This window comes from Phreatobacter sp. AB_2022a, from assembly GCF_026847585.1.
Lineage (GTDB): Bacteria > Pseudomonadota > Alphaproteobacteria > Rhizobiales > Phreatobacteraceae > Phreatobacter.
The window spans coordinates 67,760-90,859 of record NZ_JAPSET010000017.1 but is presented as its reverse complement, the minus strand read 5'-3'; the positions used below and the strand labels follow the sequence as shown (position 1 = coordinate 90,859).

17 protein-coding genes and 2 tRNA genes are annotated in these 23,100 nt (G+C 67.6%); 5 read left to right on the top strand and 14 right to left on the bottom strand.

Going from position 1 to position 23,100, the window contains the following annotated elements; all coding sequences use genetic code 11:
• Nucleotides 1-157: 157 nt before the first annotated feature.
• The 4 genes from OZ671_RS14390 to OZ671_RS14375 all read right to left on the bottom strand — a co-directional run bounded on the left by OZ671_RS14390 (nt 158) and on the right by OZ671_RS14375 (nt 3,571).
• Nucleotides 158-1,135, bottom strand: a complete 978-nt coding sequence (locus tag OZ671_RS14390; protein WP_268861422.1) for a beta-ketoacyl-ACP synthase III — start codon at nt 1,133-1,135, stop codon at nt 158-160.
• Entirely contained in the window at nt 1,129-2,193 is a 1,065-nt protein-coding gene (plsX, locus tag OZ671_RS14385) for a phosphate acyltransferase PlsX (protein WP_038311719.1), read from the bottom strand. The genes OZ671_RS14390 and plsX overlap by 7 nt, the downstream gene beginning before the upstream one ends.
• A gap of 138 nt (nt 2,194-2,331) precedes the next feature.
• Complete coding sequence (locus OZ671_RS14380; protein WP_268861384.1) at nt 2,332-2,877, bottom strand: YceD family protein; 546 nt, start codon at nt 2,875-2,877, stop codon at nt 2,332-2,334.
• Nucleotides 2,878-3,040: 163 nt separating this feature from the next.
• A complete protein-coding gene (locus OZ671_RS14375) occupies nt 3,041-3,571 on the bottom strand; it encodes a ubiquinol-cytochrome C chaperone family protein (RefSeq protein ID WP_268861383.1) in 531 nt (176 codons plus the stop codon).
• 125 nt (nt 3,572-3,696) lie between these two features.
• On the opposite strand from OZ671_RS14375, the gene OZ671_RS14370 reads away from it, so the two are divergent.
• Complete coding sequence (locus tag OZ671_RS14370; RefSeq protein ID WP_268861382.1) at nt 3,697-4,203, top strand: outer membrane protein assembly factor BamE; 507 nt, start codon at nt 3,697-3,699, stop codon at nt 4,201-4,203.
• Between the two features lie 121 nt (nt 4,204-4,324).
• Here OZ671_RS14370 and OZ671_RS14365 read toward each other — a convergent pair whose 3' ends face one another.
• Both OZ671_RS14365 and OZ671_RS14360 read right to left on the bottom strand, forming a co-directional pair.
• Nucleotides 4,325-6,466 carry a sodium-translocating pyrophosphatase gene (locus tag OZ671_RS14365; protein ID WP_268861381.1) on the bottom strand — a complete coding sequence of 714 codons (2,142 nt, stop codon included), beginning with the start codon at nt 6,464-6,466 and terminating at the stop codon, nt 4,325-4,327.
• Nucleotides 6,467-6,891: 425 nt separating this feature from the next.
• Nucleotides 6,892-8,106: an MFS transporter gene (locus OZ671_RS14360; RefSeq protein WP_268861380.1), complete on the bottom strand. Its 1,215-nt coding sequence runs from the start codon at nt 8,104-8,106 to the stop codon at nt 6,892-6,894.
• Between the two features lie 229 nt (nt 8,107-8,335).
• Here OZ671_RS14360 and OZ671_RS14355 point away from each other — a divergent pair, with 229 nt between their 5' ends.
• On the top strand, nt 8,336-9,451 hold the full coding sequence (locus OZ671_RS14355) for an oxidoreductase (RefSeq protein WP_268861379.1): 1,116 nt from the start codon (nt 8,336-8,338) through the stop codon (nt 9,449-9,451).
• 43 nt (nt 9,452-9,494) lie between these two features.
• Here the strand turns inward: OZ671_RS14355 and OZ671_RS14350 are convergent.
• From OZ671_RS14350 to lon, 3 genes are all read right to left on the bottom strand, one after another.
• Nucleotides 9,495-9,570, bottom strand: a tRNA-Val gene (locus tag OZ671_RS14350).
• A gap of 238 nt (nt 9,571-9,808) precedes the next feature.
• Complete coding sequence (locus OZ671_RS14345; RefSeq protein WP_038311714.1) at nt 9,809-10,084, bottom strand: HU family DNA-binding protein; 276 nt, start codon at nt 10,082-10,084, stop codon at nt 9,809-9,811.
• Between the two features lie 199 nt (nt 10,085-10,283).
• Entirely contained in the window at nt 10,284-12,710 is a 2,427-nt protein-coding gene (lon, locus tag OZ671_RS14340) for an endopeptidase La (protein WP_268861378.1), read from the bottom strand.
• A 499-nt stretch (nt 12,711-13,209) separates the two neighbouring features.
• Here lon and OZ671_RS14335 point away from each other — a divergent pair, with 499 nt between their 5' ends.
• Nucleotides 13,210-14,661 (top strand): aldehyde dehydrogenase family protein, encoded by a 1,452-nt coding sequence (locus OZ671_RS14335; protein WP_268861377.1) that lies wholly within the window; start codon nt 13,210-13,212, stop codon nt 14,659-14,661.
• A gap of 246 nt (nt 14,662-14,907) precedes the next feature.
• Nucleotides 14,908-15,270 carry a hypothetical protein gene (locus tag OZ671_RS14330; RefSeq protein ID WP_268861376.1) on the top strand — a complete coding sequence of 121 codons (363 nt, stop codon included), beginning with the start codon at nt 14,908-14,910 and terminating at the stop codon, nt 15,268-15,270.
• A gap of 859 nt (nt 15,271-16,129) precedes the next feature.
• Here the strand turns inward: OZ671_RS14330 and clpX are convergent.
• From clpX to OZ671_RS14310, 4 genes are all read right to left on the bottom strand, one after another.
• Complete coding sequence (gene clpX / locus OZ671_RS14325) at nt 16,130-17,386, bottom strand: ATP-dependent Clp protease ATP-binding subunit ClpX (RefSeq protein WP_038311711.1); 1,257 nt, start codon at nt 17,384-17,386, stop codon at nt 16,130-16,132.
• Nucleotides 17,387-17,676: 290 nt separating this feature from the next.
• Complete coding sequence (clpP, locus tag OZ671_RS14320) at nt 17,677-18,312, bottom strand: ATP-dependent Clp endopeptidase proteolytic subunit ClpP (RefSeq protein WP_268861375.1); 636 nt, start codon at nt 18,310-18,312, stop codon at nt 17,677-17,679.
• 222 nt (nt 18,313-18,534) lie between these two features.
• Nucleotides 18,535-19,890 (bottom strand): trigger factor, encoded by a 1,356-nt coding sequence (gene tig / locus OZ671_RS14315; RefSeq protein WP_268861374.1) that lies wholly within the window; start codon nt 19,888-19,890, stop codon nt 18,535-18,537.
• 55 nt (nt 19,891-19,945) lie between these two features.
• Nucleotides 19,946-20,030 (bottom strand) — tRNA-Leu (locus tag OZ671_RS14310).
• 403 nt (nt 20,031-20,433) lie between these two features.
• On the opposite strand from OZ671_RS14310, the gene OZ671_RS14305 reads away from it, so the two are divergent.
• On the top strand, nt 20,434-21,786 hold the full coding sequence (locus tag OZ671_RS14305) for a multicopper oxidase family protein (protein WP_268861373.1): 1,353 nt from the start codon (nt 20,434-20,436) through the stop codon (nt 21,784-21,786).
• A gap of 146 nt (nt 21,787-21,932) precedes the next feature.
• Here OZ671_RS14305 and OZ671_RS14300 read toward each other — a convergent pair whose 3' ends face one another.
• On the bottom strand, nt 21,933-23,090 hold the full coding sequence (locus OZ671_RS14300; protein WP_268861372.1) for an efflux RND transporter periplasmic adaptor subunit: 1,158 nt from the start codon (nt 23,088-23,090) through the stop codon (nt 21,933-21,935).
• Nucleotides 23,091-23,100: the final 10 nt, after the last annotated feature.

The window sequence follows — 23,100 nt, the reverse complement described above, 5'->3', positions numbered from 1 at the left end:
TCGACCCCCAAACAAAAAGCCCCGGAAAACGATACCGCTGCCTGACAATTGATCAGGCCGCTGCGCTTATCACTCTGATTTCGTTATCACTATGGCTTCGGGCGCCGCCGGTCAACCACCTCGGTGCCGGGCCGCCTCCGCCGCGCCGCGACCGGCCTCACCAGCGGATCAGCGCCGAGCCCCAGGTGAAGCCGCCGCCCATGGCCTCGAGCATGACCAGATGGCCCGGCCGGATGCGGCCGTCCTTCACCGCCGTATCGAGCGCGAGCGGGATCGAGGCCGCCGACGTATTGCCGTGCCTGTCGACGGTCATGACCACCTTTTCCGGCGCGATCTTCAGCTTTTCCGCCGAGGCGTCGATGATCCGCTTGTTCGCCTGATGTGGTACGAACCAGTCGAGATCGGCCGAGCTGGTGCCCGTCGCGGCATAGGCATCGTTCATCACGTCGGTGATCATGCCCACCGCGTGCTTGAAGACTTCCCGGCCCTCCATGCGCAGATGGCCGACCGTGCCGGTCAGCGACGGGCCGCCGTCGACATAGAGCTTCGGCGTGTGCCGGCCATCGGAGCGCAGATGCGTGGTGAGCACGCCGCGGCCATGGATGCCGGCCGGCTGCTCCTGCGCCTCCAGGACCACCGCGCCGGCGCCGTCGCCGAACAGCACGCAGGTGCCGCGGTCCTCCCAGTCGAGAATGCGCGAGAAGGTCTCGGCGCCGATCACCAGCGCGCGCTTGTGGCTGCCCGAGCGCAGAAACTTGTCGGCGGTGGCGATGGCGAAGACGAACCCCGAACATACCGCCTGCAGGTCGAAGGCGGCGCCGTGGGTGATGCCGAGCCGTGCCTGGATGGCCGTGGCGCTCGCCGGAAAGGTGCGGTCGGGCGTGGAGGTGGCGAGCAGGATGAGATCGATGTCGGCGGCCGTGATGCCGGCCGCCGCCAGCGCCGCCTCGGCCGCCTTCAGGCCGAGATCGGAGGTCGTCTCGCCCTCGGCGGCGATGTGGCGCTGCCGGATGCCGGTGCGCTGCACGATCCATTCGTCCGACGTGTCGACGCGCCGCGACAGCTCGTCATTGGTCAGGATTCGCTCCGGCAGATAGCTGCCGACGCCGATGACAACGGAACGCAGGGTCACGATGCGGCCTCAAGGGATGCGGGCGCCTGGGCGGCCCGCGTTGCATGATAGGCGTCGACCATCGCGCGAATCTTGGATTGCAGATCGTACCGCGCCATGTCGTAGGCGATATCGACGGCGCTCGCAAAGCCGAGCGGATCGGTGCCACCATGGCTCTTGATAACGACACCGTTGAGGCCAAGGAAGACCGCGCCGTTGCTCTTGCGCGGATCCATCTTCTCGCGCAGCGTCGCGAAGGCGGTGCGGGCCAGGAGATAGCCGAGGCGCGAGCGCCAGGTCCGCGACATCGCGCCGCGCAGATATTCACCGATCTGCTTGGCGGTGCCCTCGGCGGTCTTCAGCGCGATATTGCCGGTGAAGCCCTCGGTCACCACCACGTCGACCACGCCCTTGCCGATATCGTCGCTTTCGACGAAACCACGATAGTCGATGCCGGCAAGGCTCGCCTCGCGCAGGATCTGGCCGGCCTCGCGGATGAATTCCAGGCCCTTGACCTCTTCGACGCCGATATTGAGGAGGCCGACCGTCGGCCGCTCCAGGTCGAACACGACCTGCGCCATGGCCGCGCCCATCACCGCCATCACCGACAGCGCCTCGGCATCGGCCCCGATGGAGGCCCCCATGTCGAGCGCGATGGATTCGCCGCGCAGCGTCGGCCAGAGCGCCGCCAAGGCCGGGCGCTCGACGCCTGCCATGGTCTTCAGGTTGAAGGCCGCCATGGCCATCAGCGCGCCGGTATTGCCGGCCGACACGGCGGCTGCGGCACGGCCGAACTTCACCTCGTCGAGCACCTTCCACATCGACGAGACGCGCCGGCCGTAACGCAGGGCCTTGGACGGCTTGTCGTCCATGCGGATGGCGATGTCGGTATGGACGATCTCGGCGTGCGCCTTGACGCGCGGATTGGCGGCGAGCAGCGGCGCGATCTGCTTCTCGTCGCCGACCAGCACGAATTCCAGGTCGCGATGGCGCGACAGGGCGATCTCGGCGCCCGGAATGATGACCGAGGGTCCAAAATCGCCCCCCATCGCATCAAGGGCCAGCCTGACCTTCTCAGACATTCGCCATCCCGTTCGCGCGCCGCGCGCGGCGCCTGTTGCAGAGCTTGGAACCAATCGGCCCAGGGAGCCGGGACAATAGCGTCTGGGACCGGCGGCACAAGAGGCAGCGGCCCCCGCACGCGACTTTGATGAGGCCCATCAGTCTTCGCGCCGCAGCTTGACGAGGCCGGCGAAGGGCGAGACCTCGGCGCCGGCGTCGGGAGCCTCGAACACGGCGTCCGGCCGGCGCGGATAGGGATCGACCGCCAGCGCCAGGAATTCGGCGGCAACGCCGGCAAGGTCGATCTCGCCGCCGATCAGGGGATCGTCGGCGGCCACGGACGCATCGATCGCAAGCCCGTCCTCCTCGTCGTGGACGAGATGGGCCTTCAGCTTGTCGGCCGGCCGGAAGGTCGCGTCGACCTCCTCCTCGATGAGGTTCGTCACCGGCTCGAGGGTGACGACGCAGGTCTGCACGACGCCGGCCTTCACCGTTCCGGTCACCGCCAGACCATCGCCATGGTAAGGCTTGACGTCGACGTCGAGCAGGAAGCTCTCGATCGCCTCGACGCCGATGGCGGCGGCCAGGGCCGCCCCGTCCGCCGGGTCGAGCCGGTCGCGCCTGACATGGCGGCCATTCGGCGGCACGTCGTGTATGCGGATGGGCCAGCGCGGCAGGGCGGCTCTCGCTTCGTCCTCGGTCATGACACATCTCCCTGGCGAATCCGTGGCCTGGTTCCGGTCCTCGCCGCCACCGGCGGCCCGGCAGGAGCTGGAATCGGAGCGCCATCGGCCCTTCATGAGCGGCTCGTCGCGCCGCGGCTGCGGCATGCATTCCCCCTGTCAGACGCCAGGGAGACGACGAATGTCAAATCCGCTCCACGCGCGGAAAGGATATCCGGGCACTGGCCAGATGTTCAAACGGCAGGGCGGCGAGCTCCGCGACCGCCGCGCGGACATAGGCGGCGAGCGAAGCGGCTTCGCCTTCCGGCCGGCCGAGCACGTTGCGCAGCAGGGCCTGTTCGAGCTGCCGCGGCTCGCCGCTCGCCAGCGCCTCGTCATAGACCTTCACGCGCCCGTAGAAGGCCTGGCCCATCTTCTTGATGCGCCGCGGCACCTTGGTATCGGCGACGCCGAGCTCGCGCAGGCCGCGGTCGAGATCGAAGAACATCAGGTTGACGAGCGCCTGGCCGAGCTCGCGCCGCTCCGCGCTCTCCTCCTTCAGCCGGTGCAGGACGAGGAACATGTGCAGCGCCACCATCTCGAAGCGCCCCTCCACCGTATCCGCCACGCCGTGGTCGCGGAAGAACGCGGGATTTCGGGATTGCGCCACGATGGCGCCGTAAAGGCTGCGGATCGTCTCGTCGCCCTTGTTCCGGCGGAAAAGGCCGAAGATCATGAGGTTCAGTCCGGCATCGGGTTGAAAAGAATGCGCATGCGGGGTACGTCAACGCGCCCTCGCATTCAAGCGCGGGGTGGTGTCGCCGACACCGCCTGAGGTTGAAGGTTGGTTTGATGGTGCCCGTGAAGTCCGTTCTTTCCAAGTCCGCTCTTGCCAAGTCCGTGCTTGCCAGGGCCGCGCTGCTCGCCGGCGCCGCCCTGATCACCAGCGCCTGTTCCGACACGCCCTCCCTCGCGCCGACGCTGCCGCAGCCGCTGTCGTTCCAGACCGGCGAGACCTTCAACCGCGGCTATGTGATTTCCGAGGAAGCCCTCGCCCAGGTGAAGCCCGGCAACAGCCAGGACCAGGTCCTGGTGGCGCTTGGCACCCCCACCACCATTTCGACCATCAACGGCGACGTCTTCTACTACATCAACGAGAAGCAGTACCGCTCCTTTGCCTTCCAGACGCCACGTACAGTCGAGCGCAATGTCATCGCGGTCTATTTCACCCGCGAGCGCCGGGTCGAGCGGATCGCCAATTACGGGCTGCAGGACGGCAAGGTCTTCGACTTCATCAGCCGCTCGACCACCGCCGGCGGCGAGGAAGCGAGCCTCTTGCGCCAGATCCTGCAGGGACCGAGGACCTGATCGCGACTAGCGAATGGGGATGAGGCGACGGTCGCTGCCGCTTCCCTATTCGCCATTCGCCCTTGCAAAAAACCCCGCGGATCGCTCCGCGGGGTTTTTTCGTCGCGAGGCGCGCCCGGCCCTAGTGGGCGAGGATCGCCAGCAGCAGCAGGGCCACGATGTTGCAGATCTTGATCGCCGGATTGACGGCGGGGCCCGCCGTGTCCTTGTAGGGGTCGCCGACGGTGTCGCCGGTCACCGACGCCTTGTGTGCGTCGGAGCCCTTCAGGTGCTTCACGCCGTCCTTGTCGACGAAACCGTCCTCGAAGGACTTCTTGGCATTGTCCCAGGCGCCGCCGCCGGAGGTCATCGAAATGGCGACGAACAGGCCGTTGACGATGACGCCGAGCAGCGAAGCGCCCAGAGCGGCGAAGGCCGAGGCCTTCGAGCCCGAGATCCACAGCACGGCGAAATAGGCGACGATCGGCGCCAGCACCGGCAGGAGCGAGGGCACGATCATTTCCTTGATCGCCGCCCGTGTCAGCATGTCCACCGCCCGGCCGTAGTCCGGCCGATCGGAGCCGGCCATGATGCCCGGCTTTTCGCGGAACTGGCGGCGCACCTCCTCGACCACCGAGCCGGCGGCGCGGCCGACCGCGGTCATGGCGATGCCGCCGAACAGGTAGGGAATGAGGCCGCCGAAGATCAGGCCGGCGACGACATAGGGGTTGGACAGGTCGAACGAGACCCTGCCGACGTCCTTGAAGTAGGGCAGCCCGGCATCGATGAACTGCTGCAGGTCGTTGGTATAGGCGGCGAACAGCACCAGGGCGCCGAGGCCGGCGGAACCGATCGCATAGCCCTTGGTGACCGCCTTGGTGGTGTTGCCCACAGCGTCGAGCGCGTCGGTGGACTGGCGCACCTCCTTGGGCAGGCCGGCCATTTCGGCAATGCCGCCGGCATTGTCGGTGACCGGGCCGAAGGCGTCGAGGGCGACGATCATGCCGGCAAGGCCGAGCATGGTGGTGACCGCGATCGCCGTGCCGTAGAGACCGGCGAGCTGGAAGGTGGCGATGATGCCGCCGACGATGACCAGCGCCGGCAGCGCCGTCGATTCGAGCGAGACCGCCAGGCCCTGGATGACGTTGGTGCCATGACCGGTGACCGAGGCCTGGGCGATCGAGACCACCGGCCGCTTGCCGGTGCCGGTGTAATATTCGGTGATCCAGACGATCAGGCCGGTGACGACGAGGCCGATGAGGCCGCAGATGAACAGCGCCTTGCCGGTGATCGACTGGCCGGCAACGACCCCGAGCTCACCCCAGCCGGTGACGAACTGGGTGGCGCCGGCAAGGCCCACGACCGACAGGACGCCGGTGGCGATGAGACCCTTGTAGAGCGCGCCCATGATCGAATTGGAGGCGCCGAGCTTGACGAAGAAGGTGCCGATGATCGAGGTGACGATGCAGACCGCGCAGATCGCCAGGGGATAGATCAGCGCCGCGCCGAGCACTGCGGGCGAGGCCTTGGCAAAGAAAATGGCGGCCAACACCATCGTTGCCACCACCGTCACCGCATAGGTTTCGAAGAGATCCGCCGCCATGCCGGCACAGTCGCCGACATTGTCGCCGACATTGTCGGCGATGGTCGCCGGGTTGCGCGGATCATCCTCCGGAATGCCCGCCTCGACCTTGCCGACGAGGTCGGCGCCGACATCGGCGCCCTTGGTGAAGATGCCGCCGCCGAGACGGGCGAAGATCGAGATGAGCGAGGCGCCGAAGCCGAGCGCCACCAGCGCGTCGATGACCTGCCGGCTGGCGACCCCGAGACCCATCGGACCGGTGAGCACCCAGAAATAGGCGGCGACGCCGAGCAGCGCGAGACCGGCAACGAGGAGGCCGGTGACCGCGCCCGCCTTGAAGGCGATGTCGAGGCCGGAGGCCAGGGATTTGGTCGCGGCCTGGGCCGTGCGCACGTTCGCGCGCACCGAAACGTTCATGCCGATGAAGCCCGCGGCCCCGGAGAGCACGGCGCCGATCAGGAAGCCGACGGCCACGACGCCGCCGAGCAGGTAGTAGAGGGCTGCGAGAATGACGATGCCGACGACCGAAATGGTCAGGTACTGGCGGCGGAGATAAGCCTGTGCGCCCTCTGCGACGGCGCCGGCGATTTCCTGCATTCGCGCTGAACCGGGATCCTGCGCCATCAGCGACTTGGTCGCCCAAGCGCCGTAGACCACGGATAACAATCCGCAGCCGATGATTACCCAAAGGGCTGTGCTCATTGAAAACGTTCCTCTCGCCCGGCCGTCCGGATGGACGACCGTCCGGCGACTTCCGCCGGCTCTTCTTGCCTGTTGTTCACCGCGCGCAGCGCTGCGACTCCTCAGACTGGCGCGAGGACCGTCGCTTTTTTGCCAAAGTCTGAAACGGTAAGCAACGCTGACGGAGCTCCGCCCGCCCTCCGCCATTCGCCTCGGTCGAGCTGCCGTGACGGCACGAGGCCTTGCTCGGGCCCGCATGTGCCGGGCATGGCGGGCGCATGGACACGCGGCCGGCCAACCGCGCCGCATAGCGGGCCTTCATCGGGGGATCTGGAGGAGACCTTTGGCATGGCGGCCGCAGCCATGCTCCGGCGCCGCGCAAGGCGGCCTGGGCGCAGCGCGCCGCGAACCAGGCCCGCAGCCGCGATGCCCGGGGCGCCGTGGCGTCAGCCGGCCGCGGCCGCGCGCCGGCGCATGCTGCCGAGCGCCAGCGACAGGCCGGCGAGGCCGACGATCGGAAACACCACCCAGTTGACCATGTCCCAGCCGTAATTGGTCAGGATCTGGCCCGACGAGAACGAGCCGATGGCCATCACGCCGAAGACGCAGAAATCGTTGATCGACTGCACCTGGGTGCGCTCTTCCGGCCGGGCGGTCGCGGCGACCATGGCGCTGGCCCCGATATAGCCGAAGTTCCAGCCGAGCCCGAGCAGGACCAGCGCGACGTAGAAGTGCGCGACGGTCAGGCCGGCAAGGCCGCTCACCGCGGCGAGCCCGGTCAGGATGAGCCCGGCGGCAACGACCCGCGGGGCGCCGTAGCGGGTGATCAGGCTGCCGGTGAAGAAGCTCGGCCCGTACATGGCGATGACATGCCACTGGATGCCATAGGCGGCATCGTCGACACCGTGGCCGCAGCCGATCATGGCGAGCGGGGCGGCCGTCATCACGAAGTTCATCAGCATGTAGGTGGCGGCGCCGCAGACGACCGCGGTGACGAAGGCCCGGTCGCGGAAGAACTGCGTCACCGGACGGCGTGCCGTGACCGCGGCGAGCTTCGGCTTGGGTATGTCGATGAACGACAGGATCACGCCGGCGAGCAGCGCCACGACGGCCTGGCCGATAAAGGTGCCGGCGAACAGCACGGGCGGCAGCGCATCCTTGGTCCAGACCACGAGCTGCGGCCCGACCACGCCGGCAATGATGCCACCCGTCATCACCCAGGAGATCGCCTTCGGCCGGAAGGCGTCGGAGGCCGTGTCGGCCGCGGCGAAGCGATAGCTCTGGGCGGCCGAGGCATAGAAGCCGGCGCAGAAGGTGGCGAGGCAGAAGATCGGAAAGCTGGCGAGCGTCACGCCGAGGTAACCGAACAGGCCGGTCAGGACGCCGGCCGAGGTCGCGATCTGATAGGCCGTCCTGCGGCCGACGCGCTGGATCAGCATGCCGACCGGCAGCGAGGCGGCGGCAAGGCCCACGACGAAGATCGAGATCGGCAGGGTGGCGAGCGAGCGCGACGGCGCGAGCCCTGCCCCCACAATAGCCCCGGTCGCGAACATGACGGTGGTGTTCGCGCCCGCCAGCGCGGTCGCCAGCGACAGGATGAAGGCATTGCGGCGGGCGAGCCGGTCGCCGGCCGCCAGCATCTCGGGCGTCGTCGTGGTCATGGCGACCTTTAAGGGAAACTACGATGTCTTCACGGAGCCGTTCCGAAGAACAGCCATACCGCAGACGGCCAGCTCCGGAGCACAAGCCGTTCGATTAGCCGCAATGGCCGATGCCAGCCACCTCTCGGCGGCGGGGGGTGACCTGCGCCAGGGACATGCGCGCCGCCCCTTCGGCGCCCTTGCGGGAACGCGGTCTCTGCGCAACATCCCGGCCAGAGGAGCGACCCCCATGAGCCAGTTGTTCACGCCGGCCGAGATCGGCCCCCTGACCGTTCCCAACCGCATCGTCGTCGCGCCGATGTGCCAATATTCGGCGGCCGACGGCTGCGCTGGCGACTGGCACCTGCAGCATCTGATGACGCTCGCCATGTCCGGCGCCGGTCTCGTCGTGGTCGAGGCGACCGCCGTCGAGCGGGCCGGCCGCATCACCCATGGCTGCCTCGGCCTCTACAGTGACGCCAACGAGGCCGCGCTCGCCCGCGCGCTCGCGGCGGCGCGCGCGGTGGCGCTGCCGGGCACACGTTTCGGCATCCAGATCGGCCATGCCGGCCGCAAGGGCTCCTCCGAGCGGCCCTGGGAGGGTGGCCGGGCCCTGAAGCCGGACGCCGATCCCTGGCCGGTGGTCGCCGCGTCGGCCATCGCCTTCGACGAGGGCTGGCACCGGCCGAAAGCCTTCGACGAGGCCGATATGGCCCGCATCGGCGAGGCTTTCGTCGCCGCCGCCCTGCGCGCCGCCCGCATCGGCTTCGACATGGTCGAGCTGCACATGGCGCACGGCTATCTCCTGCACAATGTGATGAGCCCGGTCTCGAACCGGCGCGACGACCGGTTCGGCGGCAGCCGGGCGAACCGGTTCGCCTGGCCGCTGGAGGTGGCGGTCAAGGTGCGCGCCGCCCTGCCCCGTCATATCGCGCTCGGCGCGCGCATCACCGGCCAGGACTGGCTCGACGACGGCCTCCAGGTCGAGGACGCGGTGGCTCTCGCCGGCGCGCTGAAGGAGATCGGCCTCGATTTCGCGTGCCTCTCCTCGGGCGGCATCCACCCCCATGCCCGCGTCGTGGTCGCGCCCGGCTACCAGGTGCCTTTCGCCCGCGAGGTAAAGGCGCGGACGGGGCTTGCCACCCGCGCGGTCGGCCTGATCGCCCGTCCGGAGCATGCCGAGGCCGTCATCGCCGATGGCAGCGCCACCCAGGTGGCGCTCGGCCGCGCCATTCTCGATGATCCGCGCTGGGGCTGGCACGCCGCCGAGGCCCTGGGCGCCACGCTCGCCTTGCCGCCGCAATATGCGCGGGCGGGCGCGCGGGCCTGGCCAGGGGCCGCGCTGGCACGTCCGCGGGCGGGTTGAGGCCCCGCGGGGCGCAGCGGCGGATCAGCGGACCGGAAGGGACTGGTGGGCGGTGACGGGCTCGAACCGCCGACATCCTGCGTGTAAAACAGGCGCTCTACCAACTGAGCTAACCGCCCTCGCCGCGCGCTGGCGCGCCGGCTCGAAAAGGCATGCGCGACTGCGCCGCTGGCCGCCGGTCCTGGCCGGCTGAGCCGGACGGGACCGAGACCGCGAACCAGCGCCATGTAGACGGCCGGGCCAGCCGAGGCAAGGCCCCTGGGGACCGATCGCGACCCGAGGTCGCGGCATCGGGCCCTGAAACGGCGAACGCCGCCGGATATCCGGCGGCGTTCGCAAGGCACTTAACGTCACGCGTCAGCTGTTGACGGCATCCTTCAGGCCTTTGCCGGCCGAGAACTTCGGAGCCTTCGAAGCAGCGATCTTGACCGGCTTGCCGGTGCGCGGATCGCGGCCGTCGCGGGCAGCGCGATTGCTCACCGAAAAGGCGCCGAAGCCAACCAGCTTCACTTCGCCGCCAGCCTTCAGCGTGGCCTCGATGATTTCGAACGTGGCATCCACGGAAGAACCCGCCTGCGCCTTCGTCAGGCCCGCCTTTTCGGCGACAGCTGCGATCAGTTCGTTCTTGGTCACGAGTCTTCTCCTTGATCGAGCCGGATCGGGAATCAGGGATTCCCTAGCCGGCAAGGACGACATCCCTTGCCGCGCGACGGGCCGGAAATCAAGGCTGGCGCTGCGTTTCCTGGCGCCGCCATGTCGATTTCGAGCGCTTTCAACAGAAAACCCCGGGCCTTGGCCCGGGGTTCGCAACCGTTCTGCACGCAACGGTAGGTCAGTGCGCGAGCGCACCGGCCGCGTCATCCTCGCCCGGCTTGGGCGAGGCCAGCGGCTCCGCCTCCTCGTCCCAGACGACCGGGACGGGCTGCGTCACCAGGGCATGCTTGATCACCTCGTCCATGCGCGAGACCGGGATGATTTCCAGCCCGTTCTTCACATTGTCGGGGATTTCCGCCAGATCCTTGGCGTTTTCCTCGGGGATCAGCACCACTTTCAGGCCGCCGCGCAGCGCCGCGAGCAGCTTTTCCTTCAGGCCGCCGATCGGCAGCACCCGGCCGCGCAGGGTCACCTCGCCGGTCATGGCGATGTCCTTGCGGATCGGGATGCCGGTCAGCACCGACACGATGGCGGTCGACATGGCGATGCCGGCCGAAGGACCGTCCTTCGGTGTCGCGCCCTCGGGCAGGTGGACGTGCACGTCCCGCTTGTCGAACAGCGGCGGCTTGATGCCGAAGGCGAGTGCCCGCGAACGCACATAGGATGCGGCCGCGCTGATCGACTCCTTCATCACGTCCCTGAGATTGCCGGTGACCGTCATGCGGCCCTTGCCCGGCATGCTGACCGCTTCGATGGTGAGCAGCTCGCCGCCGACCTCGGTCCAGGCGAGGCCGGTGACGGCGCCCACCTGATCCTCGGTCTCGGCCATGCCATACCGGAAGCGCGGCACGCCCAGATAGTCCTCGACCACCTTCGGCGTCACCTTGATCGACTTCTTCTTCGTCAGGGTCAGGTCCTTGACGCCCTTGCGGACGAGGTTCGAGACCTCACGCTCGAGGTTGCGCACGCCCGCCTCGCGGGTGTAGCGGCGCACCACGGTCATCAGCGCCTCGTCGTCGATCGTCCACTCCTTCTCCGCCAGGCCATGCTTCTTGATGGCGTTGGGGATCAGGTGCTTCTTGGCGATCTCGCGCTTCTCGTCCTCGGTGTAGCCGGCGATACGGATCGTCTCCATCCGGTCCAGCAGGGCCGGCGGGATGTTGAGCGTATTGGCCGTCGTCACGAACATGACGTTCGAGAGGTCGAAATCGACCTCCAGATAGTGGTCGTTGAAGGTCGCGTTCTGCTCGGGGTCGAGCACCTCCAGCAGGGCCGCCGAGGGATCGCCCCGGAAGTCCTGGCCCATCTTGTCGATCTCGTCGAGCAGGAACAGCGGGTTGGCCGTCTTCGCCTTCTTCATCGACTGGATGATCTTGCCCGGCATCGAGCCGATATAGGTGCGCCGGTGGCCGCGGATCTCGGCCTCGTCACGCACGCCGCCGAGCGAGATGCGCACGAATTCGCGCCCCGTCGCCTTGGCGATCGACTTGCCGAGCGAGGTCTTGCCGACGCCCGGAGGGCCGACGAGGCAGAGGATCGGACCGGTCAGCTTGTTGGAACGCTGCTGCACGGCCAGATATTCGACGATCCGGTCCTTGACCTTGTCCAGGCCGAAATGGTCGTTGTCCAGCGTCTGCTGGGCGCCGGCCAGGTCCTTCTTGATCTTGGACTTCTTGCCCCAGGGCAGCGACAGCAGCCAGTCGAGATAGTTGCGCACGACGGTGGCTTCCGCCGACATCGGCGACATCTGGCGCAGCTTCTTCAGCTCGTGATTGGCCTTGTCGCGCGCTTCCTTGGACAGCTTGGTGCGCTTGATCTTCTCCTCGAGCTCGACCAGTTCGTCCCGGCCCTCTTCGTCGCCGAGCTCCTTCTGGATCGCCTTCATCTGCTCGTTGAGATAGTACTCGCGCTGGGTCTTCTCCATCTGCCGCTTGACGCGGGTGCGGATCTTCTTCTCGACCTGCAGCACCGAGATCTCGCTCTCCATCAGGCCCAGCGCCTTTTCCAGGCGCTTGGCGACGTCGAGCGTCTCCAGCACGGTCTGCTTGTCGGAGATCTTGACCGCGATATGGGAAGCGACCGTATCGGCGAGCTTGGAGGCGTCGTCGATCTGGCCGACCACCGAGACGATCTCGGGCGAAACCTTCTTGTTCAGCTTCACATAGCCTTCGAACTCGGTGACCACGGAGCGGGCGAGCGCCTGCACCTGCACCTTGTCGGAGATCTCGTCGGCGACCACGGTCGCCTCGGCCTCGTAGAAATCCTCGCGGCCGGAATAGCCGGCGATCTTGGCGCGCGCGACGCCCTCGACCAGCACCTTGACGGTGCCGTCGGGCAGCTTGAGCAGCTGCAGCACGCTCGCCAGCGTGCCGATCTCATAGATCGCGTCCGGCGCCGGATCGTCGTCCTGCGCGTTCATCTGCGTGGCGAGCAGGATATGCGTTTCGGCGCGCATGACCTCCTCGAGCGCACGAATCGATTTCTCGCGGCCGACGAAAAGCGGCACGATCATGTGGGGAAACACCACGATGTCGCGCAGTGGCAGGACGGGGAAGCTCTTGACTTCGCCGGGGGTGAGGGGCGGACGCTTTTTGGTCTCGCTCATGATGCTCTCGTCCTTTGCTCGACACGCCGTTGAAAACGGCCCTCATGGGCCCGTTCCGACGCGGCGCTCGGATGATCCGGGGCGTGCACATGCTACCATGGCTTGGCACGGGGACGGCGGCGAGAATGAGGCCCTGCTGGGGAGCCGCTGCGGCAACCCAAAGGCGCTCGGGGCGCTTGGCCGACCCCTGGCATGAACCTGACCCGGGGGTCTGTCGGTCACCATTAGGTGGCGGTGCACCCATGAGGTGTCAAGGCGGCCGAGCGGCCCGGCCACCGCCCCGCACAGCTTGGCCGCTGCCGGCCCGGCGCATGGCTCGCCGGGCACCGCTTCGCAATGCAGGCTGACGTGCCAGGCAGGGCCGGCGCGGCGCGGCCGCCGGGGACCGCCCTGCCCGATTCCCGGGCTAATGCCCGAAAACAAGGCGGCTTGCGCAATTTAACATGTTAATTATCATCGGTTCCGCAGCTTCTGAAGGCTGTCGGGGAGGATCACGTTCATGACATTGGAACCGGGAAGCCTGGGCGCGCGAGCCGACGCGGCGAAACGCTACGCGAACCTGATCGGCGGCCGGCCCACGCCGGCCGGCCGCCACCTGCCGGTCGCCAATCCCGCGACCGGCGAGATCGTCGGCCACATGCCGATCGGAACGGCAGATGACCTCGACGCGGCGGTGGCGGCCGCGCGCGCGGCCTTTCCGGCCTGGAGCGCGACGCCCTCCGAAACCCGCAAACAGGCCTGCCTGGCCATCGCGGCCGCTCTGAAGGACCATGCCGAGGAGCTCGCCCACCTGCTGACGCTCGAACAGGGCAAGCCGCTCAACGGCCTAGGCTCGCGCTGGGAAATCGGCGGCGCGCAGGCCTGGACCGCCGCCACGGCCGCGCTCGACATCCCGGTCAAGGTGCTGCAGGACGACAACCAGGGCCGCGTCGAGCTGCATCGCAAGGCCATCGGCGTGGTCGGCTCGATCACGCCCTGGAACTTTCCCGTCCTCATCGCCTGCTGGCACATCGTGCCGGCGGTACGGGCGGGCAACACCGTGGTGATCAAGCCCTCGCCCCATACCCCGCTCGCCACCATCCGGCTGGTCGAACTGATCAACGCGGTGCTGCCGCCGGGCGTCGTCAACATCGTCGCCGGCGACGATGCGCTCGGCGCCGCCATGTCGGCCCATCCCGGCATCGACAAGATGGTGTTCACCGGCTCGAGCGCCACCGGGCGCAAGATCATGGGCGCCGCCGCCCAGACGCTGAAGCGGCTGACGCTCGAGCTCGGCGGCAACGATGCCGGCATCGTGCTGCCCGATGTCGATCCCAAACAGATCGCCGAGGGCCTGTTCTGGGGCGCCTTCGTCAACAATGGCCAGACCTGCGCGGCACTGAAGCGCCTCTACGTCCACGATTCCATCTATGACGCGGTCTGCGCCGAACTCGTCAGGGTCGCCGCGACGGTCAGCGTCGGCAACGGCCTGGACGAGTCCTCCGCCCTCGGCCCGATCCAGAACGCGATGCAGTTCAACCGGGTGCGCGAGCTCGTCGAGGACGCCAAGGCCCGTGGCGGCCGTGTCCTGATCGGCGGCACGCCGCCGGAAGGCGCGCCTGGCCATTTCTATCCGGTCACGCTGGTCGCCGATGTCGACCACGGCATCCGGCTGGTCGACGAGGAGCAGTTCGGCCCGGCCCTGCCGATCATCCGCTATTCCGACGTCGAAGCGGTGATCGCCAAGGCCAACGACAATGCCAACGGCCTCGGCGGTTCGATCTGGTCGGCGGATACGGCCAAGGCCCGCGCCCTCGCTCTGCGCCTCGACTGCGGCATCGCGTGGGTGAACAAGCATGGCGCCATCCAGCCGAACGCACCGTTCGGCGGTGTCAAGCAGTCGGGCATCGGCGTCGAATTCGGCGAGGAGGGCCTGTTCGAGAACACGACCATCCAGACCGTGATCAGCTGACCGCTGGCCGCAAGGCGGGCGAAGCACGCTTCGCCCGTCGGCGCGCCCGGCACGCGGTGCGATCAGCGCCGCACGAAACAACCTCGAAACGAAAGGCCCGCGCAGGCCACAACCTTGGACGGGGCGCGGCGTAACGCTGAAACAGGCGCGGCCTAAATCCTGGATCCACGCCTCGACGACGGCAACGGCTCCCGAACCGAACCTCGACGCGATGCCTTCGGTCTCGACAATATCCGGAACTTTGCCATGCGCCGCCGCCTTGTCCTCGCTGCCTTCGCCGCGGCCTCCGTCTTCGGCTCGACCGGCGCCTTCGCCCAGGCCCAGCAGAACTTCTCGCTGATCAACCGCACCGGGTTCCAGATCAACGAGGTCTATGTCAGCCCGTCCGCCAGCAATTCCTGGGGCCGCGACATTCTGGGCGACGGCGTGATGCCCTCCGGCACCCGCCGCAACATCACCTTCCCCCAGCGCACCCGCGCCTGCATGTTCGACCTGCGCATTGTCTACGAGGACGGCGACCGGTCGGAGGCGCGCGAGATCAACCTGTGCGAGGTCAGCAACATCACCCTGACCTTCACCGGCCGCGCCACCCGCTTTTCCTACGACTAATCGCCCGCGATCGGTTTCCTCCGCAGACCTCCACCTTCGGGCGGGCCCTTCCGGGACCCGCCCGTTCTTTTTGGATCGGGCCCCGACCGCGCCGGGCGGGCACGCTGATGGCGCGCGGCGACCGTCTCGCCGGCTGCCGGCGGCAGGCATCGCACGGGTCGGCCCGCGTCTGGACCGTGGGGGATGTCGGAATCGGGATAGGGCGAAGCCTTTGTGGCCTCCACCCCTCCCACATCACCCGGCATGCCGGTCCGCACCGGGCGGTTCGAGAAGTTGAGGTTGCCCCGAGCCGTTCGTCCTTGGTGCCGCCGTTCAGGCTTCGTCACACGAGCAGCGTGGATTCGGCTTCACCCCGCCCATCGCTGGCGTGCCCGGATCTGCATCCGGCATCTGATGCCATGCCTGCCCGAGAAACCCAGGTCACGCTCTCTCCCTCTCGTTCGGCCCTTCACTGTCGCCGGCGACTACCGCCTCTGCTGACTTCTCGCTCCGCCGACCTCACGGTCCTCGTCGCCCTTTCGGGCACAAGGCGAGATCTCCCCAGGCAAGGACGCACTCCTTCACTGCACGACCGCCGGATTTACGCCACCGACCCCTGGTCAGGAGAGCTTCGCGGTGCGTTGCCCGCCCACCCTGGTCGACACCGCCTGCTATCCGGTTCTTGTCCATCGGCCCGCAGCTTCGATCCACGCTTCCTCCCCACGGTCGGTCACCCGTCCGCAGTTGCGCTTCTCTTCACTCGCTGTGACCAGCGCACGACGGGACTTCCACCCGCAAGAATGCGCCCATGCTGGGCGCACAACGACAGAAGGCGGGCCGAGGCCCGCCTTCTCTCAGATATGATCGCGTGCCGCGCGCGTCAGGCGCTCGCGGCCTTCTCCTTCTCGGAATAGATGTAGAGCGGCCTCGCCTTGCCCTGCACCACCTCGTCCGAGATCACCACCTCTTCGACGCCTTCCAGGCCGGGCAGGTCGTACATGGTGTCGAGCAGGATGCTCTCCATGATCGACCTGAGGCCACGGGCGCCGGTCTTGCGCTCGATCGCCTTGCGCGCCACCGCGCCGAGCGCGTCCTCGTGGAACGACAGATCGACGTTCTCCATTTCGAACAGCCGCTGATACTGCTTGACGAGCGCGTTCTTCGGCTCGGTCAGGATGCGCTTCAGGGCCGTCTCGTCGAGATCCTCTAGCGTCGCGAGCACCGGCAGGCGGCCGACGAATTCGGGGATCAGGCCGTATTTCAGCAGATCCTCAGGCTCGACCTCGCGGAAGATCTCGCCGGTCCGGCGATCCTCGGGTGCACGCACCTTGGCGCCGAAGCCGATCGAGGTGCCCTGCCCCTTGCTCGAAATGATCTTTTCGAGCCCGGCGAAGGCGCCGCCGCAGATGAACAGGATGTTCGAGGTGTCGACCTGCAGGAATTCCTGCTGGGGATGCTTGCGGCCGCCCTGCGGCGGAACGCTGGCGACGGTGCCCTCCATGATCTTCAGGAGCGCCTGCTGCACCCCCTCGCCCGACACGTCGCGGGTGATCGAGGGATTGTCGGACTTGCGCGAGATCTTGTCGATCTCGTCGATATAGACGATGCCGCGCTGCGCCCGCTCGACATTGTAGTCGGAGGCCTGCAGCAGCTTCAGGATGATGTTCTCGACATCCTCGCCGACATAGCCGGCCTCGGTCAGCGTCGTGGCGTCCGCCATGGTGAAGGGCACGTCGAGAATGCGGGCAAGCGTCTGCGCCAGCAGCGTCTTGCCCGAGCCGGTCGGGCCGATCAGCAGGATGTTCGACTTCGACAGCTCGACGTCGTTGTGCTTGGTCGCGTGGTTCAGCCGCTTGTAGTGGTTGTGCACCGCGACCGACAGGACGCGCTTGGCGTGGAACTGACCGATCACGTAGTCGTCCAGGACCTTGCAGATTTCCTTCGGCGTCGGGATGCCGTCCTTGGACTTGACCAGCGCGGACTTCGACTCCTCGCGGATGATGTCCATGCACAGCTCGACGCATTCATCGCAGATGAACACCGTCGGCCCCGCAATGAGCTTGCGAACCTCGTGCTGGCTCTTGCCGCAGAACGAGCAATAGAGCGTGTTCTTCGCGTCGCTGCCGGCCTTGCTCATCTGTCTCTCCACGCGAACCCGTGAAACCACGGGCTCCTTTGCTAACGAAGCAACCCCGAACCGGGTTGCCTCCTTCAGGCTTCTTCAAGATCCGGAGCGGTCGTTGCCGCCCTTGAGTCGACTATGCTGGCCCGATCCGGATCAAGAAACGATTAACGCTATATTTCGGCACGCTTGCGAGGCGGGTAAACCCCGCCACACGCCATCGTGAGACATTCGTGTGACACGATGCAAGCTTTGGACCGCGCCATGTGTCCCAAAAACGACACAAGCCCGCGGCCGCCGCCCCATCACGCCTTGCCGGCTTCCGGGTCGTCCGGACGCTGCTCGATCACCTGATCGATCAGCCCGAACTCCTTGGCCTTCTGCGCCGACATGAAATTGTCCCGCTCCAGCGCATCCTCGATCTCCTTGAGCGTGCGCTTGGTGTGTTTCACGTAGACCTCGTTGAGCCGCCGCTTCAGTTCCTTGACCTCCTCGGCATGGATCAGGATGTCGGTCACCTGCCCGCGATAGCCGCCCGAGGGCTGGTGCACCATGATCCGCGAATTCGGCAGGGCGAGGCGCTGGCCCGGCGCGCCGGCGGTCAGGAGAAGCGAGCCCATGGAGGCGGCCTGGCCCATGCAGAGCGTGGTCACCGGCGGCTTGATGAACTGCATCGTATCGTAGATCGACATGCCCGCCGTGACGACCCCGCCCGGCGAATTGATGTACATGTTGATCTCTTTTTTCGGGTTCTCCGCCTCGAGGAACAGGAGCTGGGCGACGATCAGCGTCGCCATCTGGTCTTCGACCGCACCCGACAGGAAAATGATGCGCTCCTTGAGGAGGCGCGAATAGATGTCGTAGGACCGCTCGCCCCGGTTGGTCTGCTCGACCACCATCGGCACGAGGTAGTTGTTCAGGGTGTCGATCGGATCTCGCATCGTCTTGCAATCCTCAAGGGGCCCATGTCCGGCGCGCCGCGCCGATTCTTCCGAAGCGATCCTAGCCGGATCGCCTCCATTCACGCAGAACTAGCGCGGATTGCCCACAGCCACCATGGCTGGAAGGCGGTTTCCGCCGCAGCATCGCACCGAACGCACGAAGGGCCGCACGAAGGCGGCCCTCCCCAACACCAAGCGAAGGTTCACGAGCGCGCAAGCGCCTCACGCGGCGCTCTCGTCCTCGTTGTCCTTCAGAAGGTCGTCCTTGGAGACGGCCTTCTCGGTCACGTCGGCGAGTTCCAGGATATAGTCCACGACCTTCTCCTCGAAGATCGGGGCGCGGAGCTGAGCGAGAGCCTCGGGCGTCTTGCGATAATAGTCCCAGACCTGCTGCTCCTGGCCAGGGAACTGCCGCGCCCGCTCGACGACCGCGCGCGTCACTTCCTCGTCGCTGATCTTGATTTGGGCCTTGTCACCGATCTCCGCAAGGACCAGGCCGAGGCGCACGCGGCGCTCGGCGATCTTGCGATATTCCTCGCGGGCCTTTTCTTCCGTGGTGTCCTCGTCGGCGAAGCTCTTGCCGCGCGCCTCGAGATCCTGCGTCACCTGGCGCCAGACGCTCTGGAACTCCTGCTCGACCAGGGTCGGCGGCAGCTCGAAGGCATGCTTCTCGTCGAGGGCGTCGAGCAGGACACGCTTCACCTTGCGCCGCGAGGCGCTTGCATATTCTTCCTTCAGCTTGTCGCGGATGGCGCCCTTCAGCTTCTCCAGATCGTCGAAACCGACCATCTTGGCGAATTCATCGTCGATCTTGCGCTCGCCCGGCTTCTCGATGCTCTTCACCGTAGTGGCGAATTCGGCATCCTTGCCGGCCAGCTGCTGGGCCATGTAGTTCGCCGGGAACTTGACCTTGATGACCTTTTCCTCGCCGGCCTTGGTGCCGACGAGCTGGTCCTCGAAGCCCGGGATGAACGAATTCGAGCCGAGTTCGACCTGGATGTCCTCGGCGGTGCCGCCGTCGAACTTCTCGCCGTCGATGGTGCCGACGAAAGAAACGGTCAGGCGGTCACCGGCCTCGGCCTTGCCCTTGGTCTTGGGCTCGAACGGGCGGTTCTGCTTGGCCATGGTGTCCAGCATGTCCTGGACGTCGGCATCCGTCGGCTCGACGACCGGCTTCTCGACCTTGATGCCCTTGAAGTCGGCGAGCGTGATGGTCGGCAGGACCTCGAAGGCCACGGTGTAGTCGAGGTCGGCCTTGCCGTCGAACACGGCCTGGGCGGCGGACTGCTCCTCCGGCAGCTTCACCGAAGGCTCCATGGCCAGCTTGAAGCCGTTGTCGGCGACGATCTTCTGATTGGTCTCGCCGACCAGCGTCTCGATGGTCTCGGCCAGCACCGACTTGCCGTAGAGGCGCTTCAGGTGCGCCACCGGCACCTTGCCGGGACGGAAACCGTTGAGATTGACCTGACCCTTCAGGTCGTTCAGCCGCGCGTCGGCCCGCGCGGCCAGATCGGTCACCGGAACCACGACGCGGAACTCGCGCTTCAAACCTTCGGACAGGGTGGCCGTCACCTGCATGGCTCAGTTTCTTTCGTGTTCGTGGTCTTTAAGGGACCGTCCCGATCGGGTCGGGTGGTGCGGGCGGAGGGACTTGAACCCCCACGGCTTTCGCCACGGGAACCTAAATCCCGCGTGTCTACCAATTCCACCACGCCCGCCGAGGGCCGCTCGAAAATAGCTTCTCGTCCCGGAAGCGCAGACCGCCACCGGGCGCGGCCTCTTAGCACCCGGCTTCCGGTCATGCATCAAAAAAATGACGGCGCCATTGCGCAACCGCTTCGTACGCCTGTATCGCGGCGCGCCTTCGACGCCGCGCCTCGGCCGATGCGGTCATCCAGCCTGCCTGGATGCCCTCGGCGGGCCGCGCGGCCGATAGCTGCTGACGCACGATTCGCCGCGGGCCGCGCACATGCAGGCGGCGGCGCCGGCTGGAGCTGCGGTGAGATGTCCCATGTCCCGGTACGGCAGGCTGCATCATGCCGGAATGGCCGCCGACCCCATTCTATCCGGCGCGTGCCTGGCTTAAACAGCAGGCGGTTCACCGGCGAGAGAGGCGGCTCCATGGTCCGTTCCCCCAGCATCAGCCGTCGCCGGGCGCTTCATGCGCTCGGAGCCCTCGCCGGCTCGGCGGCGCTCGCCCCCGTCTTCGCCGATCCGGCGCTGCGGACGCTCACCGCATTGCGCGGCGAGGCCCGGCTGCGCGGCCCGGACGAGGCGCCGACCCCGATCTGGGGGTTCGACGGCGCCGCCCCCGGCCCGGTCCTGCGCGCCCGCCGGGGCGAACCGTTCCGCCTGCGCTTCGTCAACGGCCTCGACGAGCCGACGGCGCTGCACTGGCAGGGCCTGCGCATCGACAACCGCATGGACGGCGTGCCGGGCCTGACGCAGGACGCGGTCGCTCCCGGCGGGGCGAGCGAGATCGCCTTCACGCCGCGCGACGCCGGCACCTTTCTCTACCGGCCCTGGCATCCCGAGTTCGGGGTCGGGCAGGTCGCCCGCGGCCTTGCCGGCCTCTTCATCGTCGACGGCCCCAACCCGCCCGAGGCCGATCGCGAACTCGCCTTCGTGCTGGATGACTGGGCTCTCGACGCCTCCGGGGCGGTCGCCGCCGCCGGCCTGCCGCTGGCGGCGAAAGCGGCACCTGGCACGGCCGGCCGGCACCTGACGGTCAATGGCGCGCCGACCCTCGCCTTGGCCGCGCGCGCCAACGAGCGGCTGTGGCTGCGGCTCGCCAACGCGACACCGGCCCGCATCCTGCAGTTCGGCGCGCCAGGCCAGCCGGTGACGCTGGTCGCGCTCGACGGCCAGCCCTGCGAGCCCTTCCCGCTCGAAGGCGGAACGATCGCGCTGGGCCCCGGCCAGCGCGCCGAGCTCATGCTCGATGTGACCGGCGCCCCCGGCGCGACGATGCCGCTCGTCGTCTCCAATCTTGCCGGCGCGACGCTCGAGGGACGGATCGCGATCGCGGCCGAGCCCCCCGCCCGTCCCGAGCCGCTCGGGGCACCGGCGCCGCTCGCGGCCAACCCGATCGCCGCCGAGATGGATTTCCGGCGCGCCTTCCGGCTCGATCTCGGCATCGAGGCGCGGGCCGGGACCACCGTGTTCAACGGCCGCGCCGACCGTGCTCCGCCGCCGCAGCCCGCCTTCAAGGTCCGCCGCGGCACGGTGGTCATGGCCGGCCTGCGCAATGCGACGGACCGGTTTCAGGCGCTGCACCTGCACGGCCATCAGGCGCGGCTGCTCGACGGCCTCGACGACGGCTGGAAGCCCTTCTTCGTCGATACCGTCGTGGTGCCGCCCGGCCGCACCTCGCGCGTCGCCTTTCTCGCCGACAATCCCGGCAAGTGGGTGATCTCGGCGCAGCCGATCGGCACGGCCGACGGGCCGCTGGTCACATGGTTCGAGGTGGGCTGAGGCAGGAGCGGCCGCGCGCTGCGGACGCCGGCGACGACCGCGCGCGCCAGGCCTCCACAGCCCCATATCGGGCCGAGCGGCCCGGCCGCGGCTCAAAAAAAGGTTGGCCCGGGGCGGGCGGCGCCCCGGGCCCTCTTCCCAGGCGGTTACGACGCCGGCGCAGTGGCGGTCTGCGCCGGCATGGGTGCAACCGGCATTCCCGGGAAAATCTTCTGCAAATTGCCGCTGATGATGCGGTCGGTCTCGCGGATGCCGCGGGTCACCGCGACCAGCGGCCCTTCGATGGCGCCGAGCTGGACCGGCCTGACACCGACCTTGCCGTCCTCTTCGACGACATAGACGAACTTGCCGAGCTGGTTCGAGCCGATCGCCACCTGCGGCACCAGCAGCGTGTCCGGACGCTCGCCGATATGCAGGCGAATATTCACGTATTGGCCCGGCAGCAGGCTGAAATCGGCATTCTCGATGGTTGCGCGCGCAATGATCGTGCCGGTCGAGCGGTCCACCGCATTGTCGACGAAGGTGAGCTCGCCGCGATGGCGCGCCTCGGCCTCGTTCGGCACCCGCACCAGGGCCTCGACCTTGCCGGCCGCACGCGCCTTCTGGATCTCGACGAGGTCGCCCTCGCTCGGATTGAAGGTGACGTAGATCGGGCTGAGCTGCACCAGCGTGTTGAGCGGCGTACCGGCCGCGCTGATCAGAGTGCCGACCGGTGCCTGGTTGCGGCCGAGCCGGCCGCTGAACGGCGCCCGGATCTCGGTATAGCCGAGATTGAGCTCGGCGGTGCGCACCGCCGCGCGCGACATGGCGAGCGTCGCTTCGCCCTGCTGCACGGAGCTCTGGCGCTGCTCGAACGAATCCCGCGCCAGATAGCCGTTGCGGGCAAGGTCGTTGCCGCGATTGAGGTTGGCGCGCTGATAGGCGAGCGAGGCCGTGTCGCGATCGACCTGGGCCTTGGCGCTGTCGAGCGCCACCTGATAGTCGCGCTGATCGATCTGATAGATCAGCTCGCCCTCTTTCACGTCCGAGCCGTCGGGCCGGGTCTGCTGGGCCATGTAGCCCGTGACTCGCGCCTGAAGCACGACGTTGCGGATGGCTTCCGTCCGCGCGGCATATTCGAGATAGACCGGAATGGTCCGCTTGACGACATTGGTCACAGGCACCGGCATGGCCTGCTGCTGCTGCTGGCCCGTGGCTGCGGTCGCCCGCACGAGGCCGGGCTGATAGCGCAGCACGCCATAGGTGCCAGCGGCCGCGGCTGCCACCGCCAGCACCGCGCCGAATCTGACTTTTCCAATCGGCATGAGGTTGTCC

Excerpts from the sequence above, each read along its gene's own strand:
- OZ671_RS14355 (WP_268861379.1), top strand. The coding sequence starts at position 8,336 with ATGAGCCAGTTGTTCACGCCGGCCGAGATCGGCCCCCTGACCGTTCCC.
- OZ671_RS14375 (WP_268861383.1), bottom strand. The coding sequence starts at position 3,571 with ATGATCTTCGGCCTTTTCCGCCGGAACAAGGGCGACGAGACGATCCGC.
- OZ671_RS14380 (WP_268861384.1), bottom strand. The coding sequence starts at position 2,877 with ATGACCGAGGACGAAGCGAGAGCCGCCCTGCCGCGCTGGCCCATCCGC.
- OZ671_RS14365 (WP_268861381.1), bottom strand. The coding sequence starts at position 6,466 with ATGAGCACAGCCCTTTGGGTAATCATCGGCTGCGGATTGTTATCCGTG.
- lon (WP_268861378.1), bottom strand. The coding sequence starts at position 12,710 with ATGAGCGAGACCAAAAAGCGTCCGCCCCTCACCCCCGGCGAAGTCAAG.
- OZ671_RS14360 (WP_268861380.1), bottom strand. The coding sequence starts at position 8,106 with ATGACCACGACGACGCCCGAGATGCTGGCGGCCGGCGACCGGCTCGCC.
- OZ671_RS14300 (WP_268861372.1), bottom strand. The coding sequence starts at position 23,090 with ATGCCGATTGGAAAAGTCAGATTCGGCGCGGTGCTGGCGGTGGCAGCC.
- OZ671_RS14305 (WP_268861373.1), top strand. The coding sequence starts at position 20,434 with ATGGTCCGTTCCCCCAGCATCAGCCGTCGCCGGGCGCTTCATGCGCTC.
- tig (WP_268861374.1), bottom strand. The coding sequence starts at position 19,890 with ATGCAGGTGACGGCCACCCTGTCCGAAGGTTTGAAGCGCGAGTTCCGC.
- clpX (WP_038311711.1), bottom strand. The coding sequence starts at position 17,386 with ATGAGCAAGGCCGGCAGCGACGCGAAGAACACGCTCTATTGCTCGTTC.
- OZ671_RS14335 (WP_268861377.1), top strand. The coding sequence starts at position 13,210 with ATGACATTGGAACCGGGAAGCCTGGGCGCGCGAGCCGACGCGGCGAAA.
- plsX (WP_038311719.1), bottom strand. The coding sequence starts at position 2,193 with ATGTCTGAGAAGGTCAGGCTGGCCCTTGATGCGATGGGGGGCGATTTT.
- OZ671_RS14330 (WP_268861376.1), top strand. The coding sequence starts at position 14,908 with ATGCGCCGCCGCCTTGTCCTCGCTGCCTTCGCCGCGGCCTCCGTCTTC.
- clpP (WP_268861375.1), bottom strand. The coding sequence starts at position 18,312 with ATGCGAGATCCGATCGACACCCTGAACAACTACCTCGTGCCGATGGTG.